The sequence below is a fragment of the Novosphingobium sp. BW1 genome, from assembly GCF_008107685.1.
GTDB lineage: Bacteria > Pseudomonadota > Alphaproteobacteria > Sphingomonadales > Sphingomonadaceae > Novosphingobium.
The window spans coordinates 1-13884 of sequence record NZ_VIRF01000118.1; the positions used below are offsets into that span (position 1 = coordinate 1).

Consider the following 13884-nt stretch of genomic DNA (forward strand, 5'->3'; position numbering starts at 1 on the left):
CTTCGCATAGCCCAGTTTCGTCAGTTCGCGGCTGACGCTCGTCTCGTCGAGCGACACCGCGAACTCTTCGTAGAGCCCATGCGCCAGGTCGATCAGCCGCCAGCGCACGAGGCCATGGATCGCAGGGATGGGCCCGCGCTCGACCGCCTCGACCAGTGCGCGTCGCTGCGCATCATTGAGGATCGATGCCTTGCCTGGGGCCTTACCGTCCAGCAGTCCGTCCGGACCGCGGTGAGCTCCGTGCCAGTCGCCCAAGCGCCGGTCCGTCAAAATCCTCCCGCAATCCAACCGCTCGACCCACTATCGCGTCCTCCTGAAGCAGGACGCTCTTGAGTCAGACTTTCGCCCCAGTAGGAATCCCCAAGTGAGTCAGCCTCAGCGCAGGTTGGTATTACGCGTCGGTCGATGGGCGTTGTGTGCGACAGTCGCGTGCCACGGCTCAGAGCGGATGATGCCCTATAAGTATGATCTTCAACAATTTTGTGGGAAGTGGTGCCGCTTACAGGACTCGAACCTGTGGCCCCCGCATTACGAATGCGATGCTCTACCAACTGAGCTAAAGCGGCGTCCTTGTGACGATTCTCGCAAGAACCGATGTCAAGGCAGGGGGCGCCTTTACCGGGGGGAGGCGAGGAGCGCAAGAGGGATTCGTATCCCATGTACAAGGAGGATGAACGCCGTGGCTTTTTCTGCGCCTCTCGGGGGACTTGCAGTGTGCAGGGGCGGGGCCTAGCAGCAGTGGGATGAACACGTCCGCGTCTCCCGCTCGCCCTGTCTCCGGTGTTGCCGAAGTCGCCCCCTTCCACGCCATTTCGATTGGCCAGCTTGCCTACGAACTGGCCGAGCAGGGGCGCAGCATCATCCACATGGAATATGGGCAGCCCTCGACCGGAGCGCCCGCGGCAGCCCTGGCGCTGGCGCATGAAAAGCTCGAATGCGATCCGGGCGGATATTGGGAGAATGGCGCGCTCAAGACGCGGATCGCGCGGCACTATCAAGAGCGTTACGGGCAGGACGTCGAGGCCGAACAGATCATCCTAACCTGCGGGGCTTCCCCGGCGCTGGTGCTGGCGCTGTCCAGCTTGTTCAGGCCCGGCGCGCGGGTTGCACTGGCCCGGCCGGGCTACGTCGCCTACCGTAATACGCTCAAGGCGATGTACCTGGAGGCGGTCGAGATCGAATGCGGGCCCGAGGCGCGTTATCAGCTGGGCGCGGCCGCGCTCGAGGCGATGGAACCGGCGCCTGATGGCGTGATCATCGCCAGTCCGGCCAATCCCACCGGCACGATCATCGCGCCCGAAGAACTGCGCGCCATTGCCGAGGTATGCACGCGACGCGGCATCCGCATGATCTCGGACGAGATCTACCATGGGCTGACCTACGGGCCTGAGGCCCATTCGCTGCTCGAGTCCGCGCCCGATGCGCTCGTCATCAACAGCTTCTCGAAATACTACTCGATGACGGGGTGGCGTCTGGGCTGGCTCCTGGTCCCGCGTGACCTGATCGAAGTGGCGCGCGCGAGGATGGGCAACCTGTTCCTGACGCCGCCGGTGCTTGCCCAGCATGCCGGGCTCGTTGCGTTCGACTGCGATGAGGAGTTGCAGCGACATGTGCACAATTACAGGCAAAACCGGCAGATGTTACTTGATGCGTTGCCTGATCTTGGACTTGAGAAGATCGCACCGCCCGATGGCGCTTTTTATATCTGGGCCGATATCAGCGCCTATACCCATGACAGCCTGTCCTTCTGCCGCGACATGCTGCGCGAGACCGGCGTGGCGACCGCGCCGGGCATCGATTTCGATCCGGTCCATGGCAAGACCTTCATGCGCTTCAGTTTTGCGGTGTCACCGCCGGAAGTCGCGGAGGCCATCGCGCGCCTCAAGCCCTGGTTCGCGGCGCGAAGAAAGGGCTGCGGCGCGGCACGTTGAGGTTTGGAGTGTGGCGTGTCGCAATCCGGGATGGGGCGTTGACATCCGGGGTTTTCCACATTGACCGACGGCGGGATCTGCGGCTTTGAGCCGCTTCCCCCCTTTCAAGGTCGACACCCTCATGTTTCCCCCGGAACTCACTCCCGATATCGACACGGCCAGCCTCACCGTCCGTTTGCGCGCGTTTGCGCAAGAGTGTGCGCAGTGCGCCCCAACCGAAGAGGACATGCGCGTCTGCGAGGCGTTCTCGCTGCTTGGGGGATATGTGATAGCGAAAGAGGTGAGGGGCATGGACTGCGTCCTGCGCCTCCTGGGCGAGGACGTGGGGTTCCTCTGTTCACGAGGGCGAGGCGGCGTGTGCCTCGCGATGCTTGCCGTGGAGGGCGCGGATGACGAGGTCTGCGTGCAGGGCGCCACTCCCGCGCTCGCGCTGCTGGGCGCATGGGCCGCGGCCTGGTTGGTGCATCTGGGCGATGCGACCGACGAGCTGCGCGAGGCGGCGTCTTTCCGCCTTCATTGACATTGCCTGCCGCTGTTCCGGTCAGCCGCAGCCTTGCAGTTCGCCCGCGGGAATGTCGAGCCAGGACAGCGTTCCGCCTTTGCCCGCGCCCGTGTCGATCCGGACCAGCTTTCCGCCCTGGGCATTGGTCTGGGTGAAGATGGCCTCGCATCGGTCATGGCCGATGACGACTGTGCGTCCGTTCGGGATGCTTTCGAGCCAGTCGTAAAGGCGCACCGGATAGCCTGAGTTGTCGCGGGTCCCGTCAGTCTGCCCGAACAGGGCGCGGTATACGCGCCCGTCGCCCTTGAGGGACAGGGCCTCTCCAGCGGTGGGAGCGGGGCGTTCGAACATGGCGGCACTGGCGCCTGCGTGGACGAACAGCCAGGGGCCGATGTTGCGCCACAGGGGCGCGGCGGAGAGGATACGAATTGTGCTTGCGACGAGGGCATCGCGATCCGGCGCGTCCAGGATTTCGGCCAGTGTGCGATCAAGGCCATGGGTGAGTTTCATGCGCCGCTCTGCGCCATCACCGGCCCGCCACGCCACGAGATAGCGCAGCAGCTTGAAGCAATGGTTTCCCGGAACGAACATCGCCCGTCCCTGTGCGTCGAGCCGGGCAAGGAGCCGCAGGACGGCGGCGCTGTCATTTTCAGGATCCTGGTCCACCGGATCGGCATCGGTGAGGTCGCCGATAAAGCCGATGGCATACCCCTGCATAAGAGCCTGCTCGGCCGCGGCATGCACCGCATGCGCGCCGTGGATGTCGCCAAACCATCGTATGCCGGCGTATGTCGAGGGAAAGGGCGATGAGGAAGTCACAGGGAAAAGCGTATCGTCCATCCACGGCCCGGTGTCAGCCCCATCTTAATGAGCATCCGCTGATATAGCCATGAGAGGCGATCGATGCGTCAGACGGCGCAGGCAAGGCAATCCGGACATCGCGATGTCGGGGAGGGCCCGGAGGCAGGCCCGGCCGAACGCGAACGTCGGTCCGGGCCTGCCCATAGTACACGACTAGCGGGACCAGGAGCCGGTTCGAGACGAGCCCGGACCGGTCCTTAACGATATCTCATGAAAGGTGTTGCGCATAGGTTGCCAAGAGTCTGTGCAGATTTGCTTAGGCGTGCGCTGCCATGCCAGGAGGAGCGCAGCTGTCAGAGTTCTGACTATGGCGCTTTCGGTATTTTTTCTCGCGGTGTCGGCTGCCCCCGCTCAGGCTGCCGCCTGTGACCTGCGTTCGGACATGGGAGCGCGCGAACTTCACGAGGTTCTTGCACAGCGCCCTGTCGAATTGGTCATGACGGCGGGGTGCTCCGGTGCGAAAAGCAGGGACCGGAGCGACCAGTTCATCCATCCTGGCGCTCCTTTTGACCTGGGGGCAGGCGATGTCGGGCGGCCAATGGGGCACGGGGCGGAGGGCGCACGCGCGGTCGTCGCGTTGATGAAGGCAGATCGTTATCGCTCTCTCGGCTGGGACTATATGGATGGGCCCGTCGATGCCTGCGGCGAGTACGCGGTGTCTATCGAGTTCATCGACTCTGCGGACGGGCGCTCTATTCCGTCACCTTTCGCTTCCACAACGGACGTGTGATCGAGGCAAAGGGGGGCTTGGTCCGTTCGCGACGGGGCCTTGCCTTGATGGTTCGATGATACCTCGCTGATGGAGGCGATCGGGACTGGCAGGGCGTTTGGGGGCGTCCAATGGAGCCGGAAAAAAGTTCTTGATGGCATGCCAACAAGTCGGACGACGATTCAGAGGGACTACTCAGAGGGGGTGTGTCTTTGGGTTTCCAAGCTGTCGACCTCGCCTTTCGTATGCGCCCCGGTTGAGAAAGGTGAGGTCGACGAACTAGCTGCCCCTCCAGGAATGATATTCCTGGGTCCGGCTTTCCGGCCTTCCCTGCCTGCGCCCCGGTTAGTGGACCATGGCCGCTTCTATGGCGATGCGGATGGCGTCGGAGGTGTGGTTGGCGCCCAGTTTGTTGAGCATGTTGGCGCGGTGGATTTCTACCGTACGGGGGCTGATCGAGAGCTTTTCCCCGATGAGACGGTTGGACAGGCCGCTTGCAACACCGCCGAGGACTTCGCGTTCGCGGCGGGTGAGGCGGTCCACGCGGGCGCGGGCCATTATCTCGCGCAACTTGGCGTTGCCCACGCTTTCGGCCCGGCGCATGGCGCGATCGAGCGTTTCGTTGAGTTCGGGCGCGGTGATGGGCCAGGCAATGTAGTCGATCGCACCGTCGAGGATAGCGCCGACGATACGCTGGGCGGCCGGGTTTTCACTGAAGGCGATGATCGGAAACCATTCGCCATGCTGGGACATGTTTTCGATCAGTTCGTCGATGGCGCCGGCATCGTCATGGATCAGGATGATGCCCGAGCGCGGCCAGCTTGAGGCCAGTTCGGAGAGATTTTCAAAGGGTTCGACATGAATGTTTGCCGAAGACAGTGCGTGGCTGATGGTGGCTCGGCGGCGCATATCGTTGTCGATCAGGATGAGGTGCGAGATACCCTGTTCCAAGATAATTCTCCCTTCTTATTTCTGCTTAGGGAGATATCGCAATTCGGGGTGTTTTACTGAGGTATCCCGTCCAATGTCGAGGTATCGGGCGCCAGTCCGAGGGAAATCACCCAGAAATCAACGCGAGGTCAGGAGATCCGGGCCGCCGAAATGGTGGTAGATGGAAAATGCGTCAAAAAAGCCGGGGCGCAAGGCGGTAAACGCGGCTGGATCAGCCGGTCTGCATGGCCTGGCTGATTTCCAGAAAATCGCTGCGCAGGGCATCGATCCGGTCGCGCGCGAACGTCGTCGCGCTATCCAGGATCGTGCGCCGCGCGGCGGCATAGAGCTGATTCAGCGCCGATGCGATCCCGCTGTCGCCCGAGACGCCCATCTGCAAGGCGGTGACGGCGGTCAGGGCGCGGGTCATCGAGCGGCTTTTCAGTTCGCCATCGCTGATCGAGTCCGCGTGGAGCGCGGTGCCCAGCGCGCTAACAAGATGTTCATAGCACAGGTGCACCAGTTCGGTGCGGTCGGCGCCATTGACGCGGGCGTCGAAGTCGACGCGGCGATAGGCTTCGTGAGGGGTGACGCGTCCGAGCATGTCAGCTGTCCGAACGGTTCCATTGTGCGATCTGGTTCTCCAGCATGGCCATCGTGGAGTTCAGCATGCCGATGCGGCTTTCCGAGGTGGTGAACTGGCTTGCGAGGCGCGCGCGCAGCTTTTCCTGCTGCTCGGCGATCTCGGTGCGACTTTCGGAAATATCGGTGAGCTGCGTGGTGTACTTGCGGATCGAGGCCCCTAGCGAATTGAGGCTCGTGGTGGAGGAAGCATCGCGGTAGATGCGGTTGATGCTGGCGTAGACCCCGTGGACGCCGGTCGTGAACATGGCGGCGACGCCCTCCGGATCGGCTTCCATGGTGGCGGCGAGCCGCTCGGTGTCGAGCGTGAAGGTGCCGTTGCGCTCGGTCTTGAGACCCAGGTCGCCAAGCGTGCGCGCGGTTCCCGTGGCGTTGGGCATGATGGTGCTGCTGGCGAGGCCCGAGAAGGCGCGCTTAAGCGCGCGGGCGCCGCCGTCGTTGGCAAGTTCGCCACCAATGGCGGTGGCCGCGTTGAGCGCGGAAATGACCTCGTTCAGCGCATCGGTCAGGTCCTGCATGGAACTTGAGATGCTGGGGCCCGGATCGGCGAACGTGACGCGCGTGGGCGCACCGACATTGGTGCCCGAAAGCTGGAGACGCACGCCGGGAATGACGTCGCTGGCCGTGTTTGAGGTGGAGGTGTATTCGAGCCCGTCGACCGAGTAGGCCGCGTCCACGGCACTGGCGAGCAGTTCGCCATTTGTGGAGGACGGGTTCCAGGCGAGGTTGGCAAGGCCAGGTTCAAGCGCGTCCTCGGCCGCCTCCAAGATGAAGCCGTTGGCCGCGCCGTTCTGGCCCTTGAGGACAAGCTGGGCGCCGTCGACGGTCTGTGCGACATAGGCCTGCACACCCGCATTGGCGCCATTGATGGCGCTGGCCACATCGGACAGCGTCGCGCCGCTGGCAATCGTGATGTCGACGGCGGCGTGGCCGGTGTCTTCGGTGAAGGTGCTGCCCGAGACGGTGCCGAAGCGCAGGGTCAGCGTGCCCGCGCCCACCGTGTCGGAGGCCGAGGTATAGGCGTTGCTGGCGATGTTCTGGCCACTGGCAAGGCGCGTGACTTCCAGATCGTAGCTACCTTTGGGAAGTGAAGTGCCGGTCAGCGAAGCCGAGGCGACCGAGCTGTTGGCGACGCTGGGTGTGCGCGAGAGGTCACCGGTCCGGATCAGCGTGCCCAGCGAGGTGTCGAGCGCGAGCATCATCGAGCGGATGTCGGACGCTGAGGAGATCTGGGCTTCCAGCGTCTCGCTGCGGGTGTCGAGCCGGTTGACCTTGTTGGCGAACTGCGCCTGCGCCAGTTTGTTGGCGAGGTCGAGCATGTCGATGCCGCTGCCCCCGCCAAGGGCGGTGACCAGCGAACTGGTGGCAGTGGGGGAGTTGTTGATCGTGCTCATGGCAGAAAGAACGGCTCCACGAAGGGCTGATTAAGGGCGGGGACGGGCAGGGCGGGCATCACGGGCCTGCCGATTCCAGGCGCCCCTCGCTGTCGAAGCGCAAGGTGATGGGCACCGCGACAGCGGGGCGGGTGCGTGTCTCGCCGCGCTTCAGGGCCATAACGAAGGCCAGAATTGCGGCTATGGCGACGTAATGTTCCTCGCGGATCATGCGCTTCTCCCGGGTGCTGTAATAGACTGAGCGTGCAAGCGCGGGGTATTCCAGCGTGGGCACGGCGTATTCGGCGGCCAGTTCACGGATCGCCATGGCCTTCTCGCCGCGCCCCTTGGCCACGAGGATAGGCGCAGGCGCCTTATCGGGGTTCCAAGACAGGGCCACGGAAAAGTGCGTGGGGTTGGTGAGGACGAAGCTCGCTTCCTGCATCGCGGGGATCAGGGCGCCCATCGCGATCTTGCGCTGGCGGTCCTTGATCGCGGCCTTCTTTTCGGGCGCGCCCTCGCTGTCCTTCTGTTCATCACGCACTTCCTGCAGCGTCATCTTGAGGCGCATGAGGCGGCGAAACAGCTGGACGGGCAGGTTGAGCAGGGCGATCAGCGTCAGCCCGGCGGCCAGCCAGAAGAGCAGGAGGACAAGCTCTTCCCAGGCATAGGACAGTTCCTGAAGCAGGTTGCCCCGTCCCAATCGGGCAAGCGTTTCCAGCCGGTCGCTGGCCCAGGTCCATGCGATGGTGCCCAGCAAAGCCACCTTGGCGAGGCCCTTGACCATCTCGATCAGGCCATTGGGTCCGAACATGCGCTTCAGGCCCTTCATGGGATCGATGCGCGAGCCCTTGAACGCAAGGTTCGAGGCGAGCCAGCGGCCTTCGCCAAAGCCCAGTTGCGAGGCGAGGCTGACGAGCATCACGCTCACCCCCAGCAGGAACACCGGGGGCAGGGCGGCAATCAGGGCCTGGATGAGGAGTGCGCCAGGGGTGAAGTCGTCAATGGCGCCGGGCGTGAACAGGAACCCGGCGCGCAGTACACCGACCAGACGCTCCAGCAGCCAGGGTCCTGCGAGCAGGAGCCAGATCGCACCGATCGCAACCGCGCCCGCCGTGCCCAGTTCGCGCGAGCGGATGACGTCGCCCTTCTTGGCGGCATCGCGCTTGCGCTTTTGCGTCGGGGCAAAGCTTTTCTCGCCGTCGCTCTCGCTCATGGCGCGATCACCTGCGATGCGTTGACAATGGCCTCGCGTGAGAGGCGGGTAACGAGATCGGTGAGGACGGGGGCGGAGACGAGCAGCGCGGCCAGGCCGCCGAGGATCCCTGCGGGCAAACCCAGCGAGAACAGATTGAGCGCGGGCGCCGAGCGGCTGAGGACGCCTGTTACCAGTTGCACGGTGAGGAGCACCAGGCATACCGGCAGCGCGATGGTCGCAGCGGTCGCGAACATCTGCACGCCAAAACCGGCGATGAGGGCGAAGCGCCCGGTGCCCAGCCATGTCTCGCCCGGAGGGAAGGTGCGGTAACTCTCTACGATCAGGGCAAACCATTGAAGGTGCGCGCCCAGCCCCAGAAAAATCATCGTCAGGACGACCGCGAAGTACTGGCCAAGCGCGGGCGACTGCGTGCCCGAATTGGGATCGACCGCGACCGCCATGTTCATGCCCATCGAGCCACCGATGACTTCGGCCGCGACGACCGGTGCGGCGAAGGCAAGCTGGAGCACGAAGCCCAGCGCAAGGCCCACGACGACTTCGCCCAGCACGGCCAGGAGGCCGGGGAGCGAGAAGAGCGCGGCGGGCACGGCGACCTCGGTCCAGGCACAGACCAGCACGGCGAGCGCGCCCGCGCCGATCACGCGCAGCTGCGGGGGCACACTGGGGATGCCGAACAGCGGCGCCGCGACAAGAGCCGCGCCGATGCGGGTCATCACAAAGAGCAGGCGCCAGAACTCCTCTTCCAGCGCGCCGAAGCCGAATTCGAGCTGGATCACGGGATGACCTGCTCGGCCTGGCCCATGCGGGCAATCTGGGCGAAGATTTCCTGTGCGAAGTCACCCACCAGCGTCATCATCGAGGAGCCCATCAGGACGAGCACGAGCGCGACGACGGCGAGCTTGGGGACAAAGGTGAGCGTCTGCTCATTGACCGAGGTCGCCGCCTGCACCAGCCCTACCGCAAGCCCCACGGCAAGGGCCGAGAGAAGCACCGGCGCGGCGACGAGGGCGGTCACCCACAGCATCTTGTCCGCAAGCGCGAGAAGGTTGGTGATGTCTTCCATTGCCGCGCCCTCAGGCAAAGCTGGCCGCGAGCGAACCCATCATCAGCGCCCACCCGTCGACCAGGACGAAGAGCAGGAGCTTGAAGGGCATCGAGACCACCATCGGGCTCATCATCATCATGCCTAGCGACATCAGCACCGAGGAGATCACGAGGTCGATGACCAGGAAAGGCAGGAACAGCATGAAGCCGATCTGGAAGGCGGTCTTGAGCTCGCTGGTGACAAAGGCGGGCAGGAGGATCGAGAAGGGCACTTCGCGGCTGGAGGCAAACTGGGGTGCGTTGGCCATCTCGGCGAACATGGTGAGGTCGCGCTCGCGCGTCTGGCGCACCATGAAGGCGTGGAATTCTGTCCCCGCGTTGGCGATGGCCTCCTGTGCGTTGATCTGGTCGGCCGCATAAGGGGCGATCGCGGTCTCGTTCACGCGGTCGAGCGTCGGGGCCATGACGAAGAGCGAGAGGAACATGGCGAGCCCGATCAGCACCTGGTTGGGCGGGGATTGCTGGAGGCCGATGGCCTGGCGCAGGATGGCAAGGACGACGAGGATACGCGTGAAGCTCGTCATCATCAGGACGAGGCTGGGCAGGATCGTCAGCAGCCCCATGATGAGGAGTAGCTGGAGCGACATGCTCATGCCCGGCCCCCCGGGTCCGTCGCCGGTCCCGCCGATCTGCTCGAAGGCGCGGTCGAGCGCGCCAGGGATGGCCTCTTGCGCGTGGACGAGCGAGGGGAGGAGCGTGACGGCCAGGATCGCGCCAGCACGCGCGACGGCAAGCGGGCGATTCATTCGATCACCTCGAAGGTGGCGCGCGCAGGCGCCTCGGCCAGCCGCGTCAGGCCATGGCGCGAGGCTGAGACGAGGATCTCGCGGCCATGGAACTCGATCACCGCCAGCTTGAGCGTGGGGGAGAGCATGGTCGTCTCGACGATGCGGATGGAGCGCGAGCCACTGTTGATGCCGGCGCGCTGCTGGACTTTGCGGGCGAGCGTCAGCGCACCCCAGGCGAGGAGCGCGATCAGCGGCAGCAGGATCGCGAGCTTGAGGACATACCAGAGCATGGCTCTACTCCCCGCTGGTCTGGGTGGCCTTGCCGCCCGTTGCGCCGGGGAGGGGCAGGGCGGAATCGGCTGCCGGATCGCCGTATTCGCTCTCGTCCTCATCGCCGACCATCTCCACGATCCGCAGGCCGAAGCGCCCGTTATGCGAGATGACCTCGCCGCGCGCGATGGGCTTGCCGTTGACGAGGATGTCGAGCAGCTCGTCGGTCATCCGGTCGAGCACGACCAGACTTTCCGGGCCGAGCGCAAGGACGTCCTTGAGCTTCATCTGCGACCGGCCGAGCTCGACCGAGACGCGCACGTCGACATCGCGCAGAAATTCAAAGCCGCGCGGGTGCTTTCGTGGCGGCGCTGTCATGGCGTTTTCGTCATGGCTAAAGGGTTCCCCAGTTGAAGACGCAGGTGTGACCGCACCGGCGTGGTGGCAGTGCCTTTCCCGTCCCTGCCGCTGTGCAGACGGCGTGGGCGGGGCGGGCGTTCAGAAGGCCTGTCCGATCTGGACGGCGACCATGTCGTCCAGTTCTCCGACAGTGCCGGTGGCAATGATCTGTCCTCCCGCCATCAGCGGCACGGCCCGGCTGACCGGAACCGGGATGACGTCGCCCGGACGCAGCGCCGAGAGGCGGCGCATCGGCATGGGCATGTCGACGAGGACGGCAGTGAGTTCGAGCATGAGCGAGGCGAAGGGCTCTTCGGTGGGGCCGGCCTTGCGCGGGGCTGCGCGGGCGCGCGAGGGCTTGCGCTGGGGCAGCAGCAGCGGCTCCAGCGTGGTGACCGGAAAGGCGAGGCTCAGCGTCCAGGGTTCAGCGCCCGCTTCCTCGATGTCGAGCGAGAGCTGGAGAAGGTCGGCGCGCATGTCGAAGGGATCGAGCTGGCGCAGGCTTGTGTCGCGCCGCAAGGGGCGGACCAGCGTGGCCGTCTCGTGCGAGAATAGCTGGCTGAGTGTCGCCGCGATTGCACCCTCGATCCGCGCGAGCAGCAGTTCGGCCGAAACCGGGAAACGGTCGGGCAGGGGATCGGGTACCACGCCGTTGCCGCCGAACGCCCGGTCGACGAGGCGAAACACCGGCGCGGCCTCGAAAGTGGCGAGCAGCGGCAAGTTCTTGGGCCCTGCGCCGAGCAGGGCGTGGGCAGCGAGGGTTTCGAGTTCGGACTGGATACCGCCCAGCGTCGTGTCCATTGGCATGCCGGCGCGCACCATGGAGGGATCGCCGCCGGAAATGCGGGCCAGTTCGCCGGGCAGGATACGCACCAGCCGCTCGCCCAGGAACGAGAGCGCGGGCACAAGCTCGTCGATCGACGGCGCCTTGCCGAGAAGTTCGGTCGCGTGCTTCGCCTTTACCGGGACCGTATCGGAGGTCGCGTTCATGCCCACCTCACTGGATGATCAGCGTGCGGAAGTAGACGGCATCGACGCCGCCGTAGCCTTCCTTCTTCGTGAGCACGTCGTTGATGGTCTTGGTCAGCCGCTTCTGCAGCTTGTCCTTGCCCTTGATGGTGAACATATCGTCCTCGTGCGTGTCGGCGATGACGGAGAGCATATTCGAGCGGATCGCCAGTTCGTGCTTGGCCAGCCATTGCAGGACGCGCCCGTCGCGCCGGGTCGAACAGGCCAGCGCCAGCTGGACCAGTGCGTCGGAATCCTTGAGGTTTGAGGTGAACTCGTCCTTGAAGGTATAATAAGCGGTGCGGTATTCATCGCCGCCGTCGCCGTGCTCCTCGTGGCCACCGCCGCCTTCCTCCTCACCCTCGCCGGCGGGTGGGGCGTACGGGTCAACTTCGCCCTTGCGGACCAGTTGCGGGCCCTTGGGCTCGTGGCTTTCCGAATGCCCACCGCCCAGGAACATCATGGCGCCTGCCGCGCCGCCCCCGCCCACGACGAGCATGGCTACGGCCACGAGGATGAGGCCCATCTTGCCTTTGCCCTTGGGCTTGTCGTCCTTGTCTGCCTTGTCGCTCATTCAGGGAATTCCTCGTTGGGGCCTGTCATCAGGCGTAGATGCCGCCGCGCGTGTCGCGCGCCGGGCGGTCGGACGAACGGGAAGGGCTGCCCCTGACGGGCGTGTCGGAGCCTTCGCGCCCACCAGAACGCGGCGTTCCGGAGGAACCGGACGGCTGGCCATCCTCACGCGCCTGACCTGCGCCTTGGGCGAAGCTCTGCGCGCCCTTGTGGTCCTGTCCGTTCGGGGAGGGGGCGGTGTTCTGCCCCTGCTGCCCGGAAGACTGCTGGAAAGGATTCTCGCGCGGCGTGTCGCTACCCTGCGTGCCGGAGGCGGCCAGCACCTGTGCCGCGGCGCCCTGTACGGAGGCGGCAAAATCGGGATCGGCGCTGCGCAGCGAGACGCTCATGCCAGTTTCGTCCGGACGCAGCTGCAAGGAGACGTGCCCGAACTGGGCATGGACGAGCGAGGTACGCACGACTTGCCCGCCTTGGGCCTCGCGCGCTTCGTGGAGGCGCCCGAGCAATGTGTCGAAATCATGCGGGGTTTCGGCGCGCAGGGGCGCCTGTATCTCTGAACCCGGAAGGGCCGGCGTATCGGCTCCCTGCACTATGATCGGTGGGAGTAGCGGGCTCGGTTGCGACGGGGCTCTGCCCGGTGCGGGCACTTGGGAGGCGCCTGACGGCATGGCCGTATCCGCTACCTTCTCGGGTGCGCGAGCGGAGAGGGGGAGGCCTTCCTCCTTGATGGTACTTCTGGAGGCGAAAGCCATGGGGGGCTGGGGTACGAGCTCGCCGTCCTGCACCGGAAGATCCGTCCGCACCTTCGCGGAGGTGGTCGCAATCCCCTTGGCAGGAGGCGGGGCAGGCGGCGTGGGCGCCGGTGCAAGCTGCGGTCCGTATTGGGCATGTGCCGAGGTCGGAGCGGGAAGACCGGGCTGCGTTGGAGCGGCCCTATGCAGGGAGGGCCTTTGCAGGAGGGTCGCCGGGGAAAGGGCTAGCCGTTCGGTGGCCGGTATCTCTCGGGCCAGGTCTTCCAGGCCTGGCGCGCGCGACTCCGGGGTTTTTGCGCCTTGCGGGGCGAGGGCGATAGGGCGGACCGGATAGGTATTCTCGGGCGGTATCTGAAGCGGCCGCGCAGCCGCGTCGAAGGAATGCATCACGGGGGGCTGCACCGGCACGGCGGACATTCGCAGGTGGGTAATCGTGCCTGAAAGCGCGCTTTCGGAAGGTACTTCTCTGGACGCCTGCGGGGGCGTCGGCGCAGAAGAGGCGCTCGGAACCGACGCTGCGGGGAGCGGCAGGACAGAGTCCTGCGCAGAGGCCGCGGAAGGTGAGGCGGCCTGGTGCGGGACAGAAAAGCCCGCCGGAGTGGGCGGTGCAGGCGAAGCTGCGACAGGCGGAACGGGCAAGTCGACGAGCAAGGCGAGCCATGGCGGCGTGAGCGGTGCGGGCAGGTCCGGTACGCCCGAAGATGCCTCTTCAGCCACGTCCTGCGGCGCGGTGTCCGGGTTTGTGCCAAGGTCCTGCGGCGCGGTTGGCGGCAGCGGATCACCGATGGACGGCAAGGGATTGCCGCCCGGCAGGGGCGCGATCCGGGGCATGGCCTCGGCGCCCGGCGCGTGCACCGGGGGAGGGGGCTGCATGGGCGTGTTG

General features: G+C 65.4%; 15 protein-coding genes, 1 tRNA gene and 2 pseudogenes. 3 read left to right on the forward strand and 15 right to left on the reverse strand.

Annotated elements, in window-relative coordinates; genetic code table 11:
- A pseudogene (locus tag FMM79_RS20220) lies at positions 1-255 on the reverse strand (helix-turn-helix domain-containing protein); the annotation flags it as partial.
- A 235-nt stretch (positions 256-490) separates the two neighbouring features.
- Positions 491-566, reverse strand: a tRNA-Thr gene (locus FMM79_RS20225).
- A 177-nt stretch (positions 567-743) separates the two neighbouring features.
- On the opposite strand from FMM79_RS20225, the gene FMM79_RS20230 reads away from it, so the two are divergent.
- Both FMM79_RS20230 and FMM79_RS20235 read left to right on the forward strand, forming a co-directional pair.
- Positions 744-1931, forward strand: coding sequence for an aminotransferase class I/II-fold pyridoxal phosphate-dependent enzyme (locus FMM79_RS20230; protein ID WP_148629318.1), 1188 nt, complete (start codon positions 744-746; stop codon positions 1929-1931).
- An 85-nt stretch (positions 1932-2016) separates the two neighbouring features.
- Entirely contained in the window at positions 2017-2451 is a 435-nt protein-coding gene (locus tag FMM79_RS20235; RefSeq protein ID WP_148629319.1) for a hypothetical protein, read from the forward strand.
- A 21-nt stretch (positions 2452-2472) separates the two neighbouring features.
- On the opposite strand, the gene FMM79_RS20240 is transcribed toward FMM79_RS20235, so the two are convergent.
- Positions 2473-3273, reverse strand: a complete 801-nt coding sequence (locus FMM79_RS20240; protein WP_148629320.1) for a metallophosphoesterase — start codon at positions 3271-3273, stop codon at positions 2473-2475.
- A 328-nt stretch (positions 3274-3601) separates the two neighbouring features.
- Here FMM79_RS20240 and FMM79_RS20245 point away from each other — a divergent pair, with 328 nt between their 5' ends.
- A complete protein-coding gene (locus FMM79_RS20245; RefSeq protein WP_148629321.1) occupies positions 3602-4024 on the forward strand; it encodes a hypothetical protein in 423 nt (140 codons plus the stop codon).
- Positions 4025-4348: 324 nt separating this feature from the next.
- Here the strand turns inward: FMM79_RS20245 and FMM79_RS20250 are convergent, their stop codons facing one another.
- The 12 genes and pseudogenes from FMM79_RS20250 to FMM79_RS21440 all read right to left on the reverse strand — a co-directional run.
- Positions 4349-4954 carry a response regulator transcription factor gene (locus tag FMM79_RS20250; protein ID WP_240339331.1) on the reverse strand — a complete coding sequence of 202 codons (606 nt, stop codon included), beginning with the start codon at positions 4952-4954 and terminating at the stop codon, positions 4349-4351.
- Positions 4955-5165: 211 nt separating this feature from the next.
- Positions 5166-5537 carry a flagellar protein FliS gene (locus tag FMM79_RS20255; protein ID WP_148629322.1) on the reverse strand — a complete coding sequence of 124 codons (372 nt, stop codon included), beginning with the start codon at positions 5535-5537 and terminating at the stop codon, positions 5166-5168.
- Between the two features lies 1 nt (position 5538).
- Complete coding sequence (gene fliD, locus FMM79_RS20260; protein WP_148629323.1) at positions 5539-6969, reverse strand: flagellar filament capping protein FliD; 1431 nt, start codon at positions 6967-6969, stop codon at positions 5539-5541.
- 58 nt (positions 6970-7027) lie between these two features.
- Complete coding sequence (locus FMM79_RS20265) at positions 7028-8164, reverse strand: flagellar biosynthesis protein FlhB (protein ID WP_148629324.1); 1137 nt, start codon at positions 8162-8164, stop codon at positions 7028-7030.
- Positions 8161-8943, reverse strand: a complete 783-nt coding sequence (gene fliR, locus FMM79_RS20270; RefSeq protein ID WP_148629325.1) for a flagellar biosynthetic protein FliR — start codon at positions 8941-8943, stop codon at positions 8161-8163. The genes FMM79_RS20265 and fliR overlap by 4 nt, the downstream gene beginning before the upstream one ends.
- Positions 8940-9230, reverse strand: coding sequence for a flagellar biosynthetic protein FliQ (locus FMM79_RS20275; protein ID WP_148629326.1), 291 nt, complete (start codon positions 9228-9230; stop codon positions 8940-8942). The genes fliR and FMM79_RS20275 overlap by 4 nt, the downstream gene beginning before the upstream one ends.
- A 10-nt stretch (positions 9231-9240) precedes the next feature.
- On the reverse strand, positions 9241-10017 hold the full coding sequence (gene fliP, locus FMM79_RS20280; RefSeq protein ID WP_148629327.1) for a flagellar type III secretion system pore protein FliP: 777 nt from the start codon (positions 10015-10017) through the stop codon (positions 9241-9243).
- Complete coding sequence (locus tag FMM79_RS20285; protein ID WP_148629328.1) at positions 10014-10289, reverse strand: flagellar biosynthetic protein FliO; 276 nt, start codon at positions 10287-10289, stop codon at positions 10014-10016. Before FMM79_RS20285 ends, fliP begins: the two co-directional genes overlap by 4 nt.
- 4 nt (positions 10290-10293) lie before the next feature.
- Positions 10294-10647: a flagellar motor switch protein FliN gene (gene fliN, locus FMM79_RS20290; protein WP_148629329.1), complete on the reverse strand. Its 354-nt coding sequence runs from the start codon at positions 10645-10647 to the stop codon at positions 10294-10296.
- Between the two features lie 120 nt (positions 10648-10767).
- Entirely contained in the window at positions 10768-11658 is an 891-nt protein-coding gene (locus tag FMM79_RS20295; RefSeq protein ID WP_148629330.1) for a FliM/FliN family flagellar motor switch protein, read from the reverse strand.
- A gap of 7 nt (positions 11659-11665) precedes the next feature.
- Complete coding sequence (fliL, locus tag FMM79_RS20300; protein WP_148629331.1) at positions 11666-12250, reverse strand: flagellar basal body-associated protein FliL; 585 nt, start codon at positions 12248-12250, stop codon at positions 11666-11668.
- Between the two features lie 28 nt (positions 12251-12278).
- A pseudogene (locus tag FMM79_RS21440) lies at positions 12279-13884 on the reverse strand (hypothetical protein); the annotation flags it as partial.

Coding starts and splice junctions, on each gene's coding strand:
- FMM79_RS20230 (WP_148629318.1), top strand. CDS start 744: ATGAACACGTCCGCGTCTCCCGCTCGCCCTGTCTCCGGTGTTGCCGAA.
- FMM79_RS20240 (WP_148629320.1), bottom strand. CDS start 3,273: ATGGACGATACGCTTTTCCCTGTGACTTCCTCATCGCCCTTTCCCTCG.
- FMM79_RS20245 (WP_148629321.1), top strand. CDS start 3,602: ATGGCGCTTTCGGTATTTTTTCTCGCGGTGTCGGCTGCCCCCGCTCAG.
- FMM79_RS20255 (WP_148629322.1), bottom strand. CDS start 5,537: ATGCTCGGACGCGTCACCCCTCACGAAGCCTATCGCCGCGTCGACTTC.
- fliD (WP_148629323.1), bottom strand. CDS start 6,969: ATGAGCACGATCAACAACTCCCCCACTGCCACCAGTTCGCTGGTCACC.
- FMM79_RS20265 (WP_148629324.1), bottom strand. CDS start 8,164: ATGAGCGAGAGCGACGGCGAGAAAAGCTTTGCCCCGACGCAAAAGCGC.
- FMM79_RS20275 (WP_148629326.1), bottom strand. CDS start 9,230: ATGGAAGACATCACCAACCTTCTCGCGCTTGCGGACAAGATGCTGTGG.
- fliP (WP_148629327.1), bottom strand. CDS start 10,017: ATGAATCGCCCGCTTGCCGTCGCGCGTGCTGGCGCGATCCTGGCCGTC.
- FMM79_RS20285 (WP_148629328.1), bottom strand. CDS start 10,289: ATGCTCTGGTATGTCCTCAAGCTCGCGATCCTGCTGCCGCTGATCGCG.
- fliN (WP_148629329.1), bottom strand. CDS start 10,647: ATGACAGCGCCGCCACGAAAGCACCCGCGCGGCTTTGAATTTCTGCGC.
- FMM79_RS20295 (WP_148629330.1), bottom strand. CDS start 11,658: ATGAACGCGACCTCCGATACGGTCCCGGTAAAGGCGAAGCACGCGACC.
- fliL (WP_148629331.1), bottom strand. CDS start 12,250: ATGAGCGACAAGGCAGACAAGGACGACAAGCCCAAGGGCAAAGGCAAG.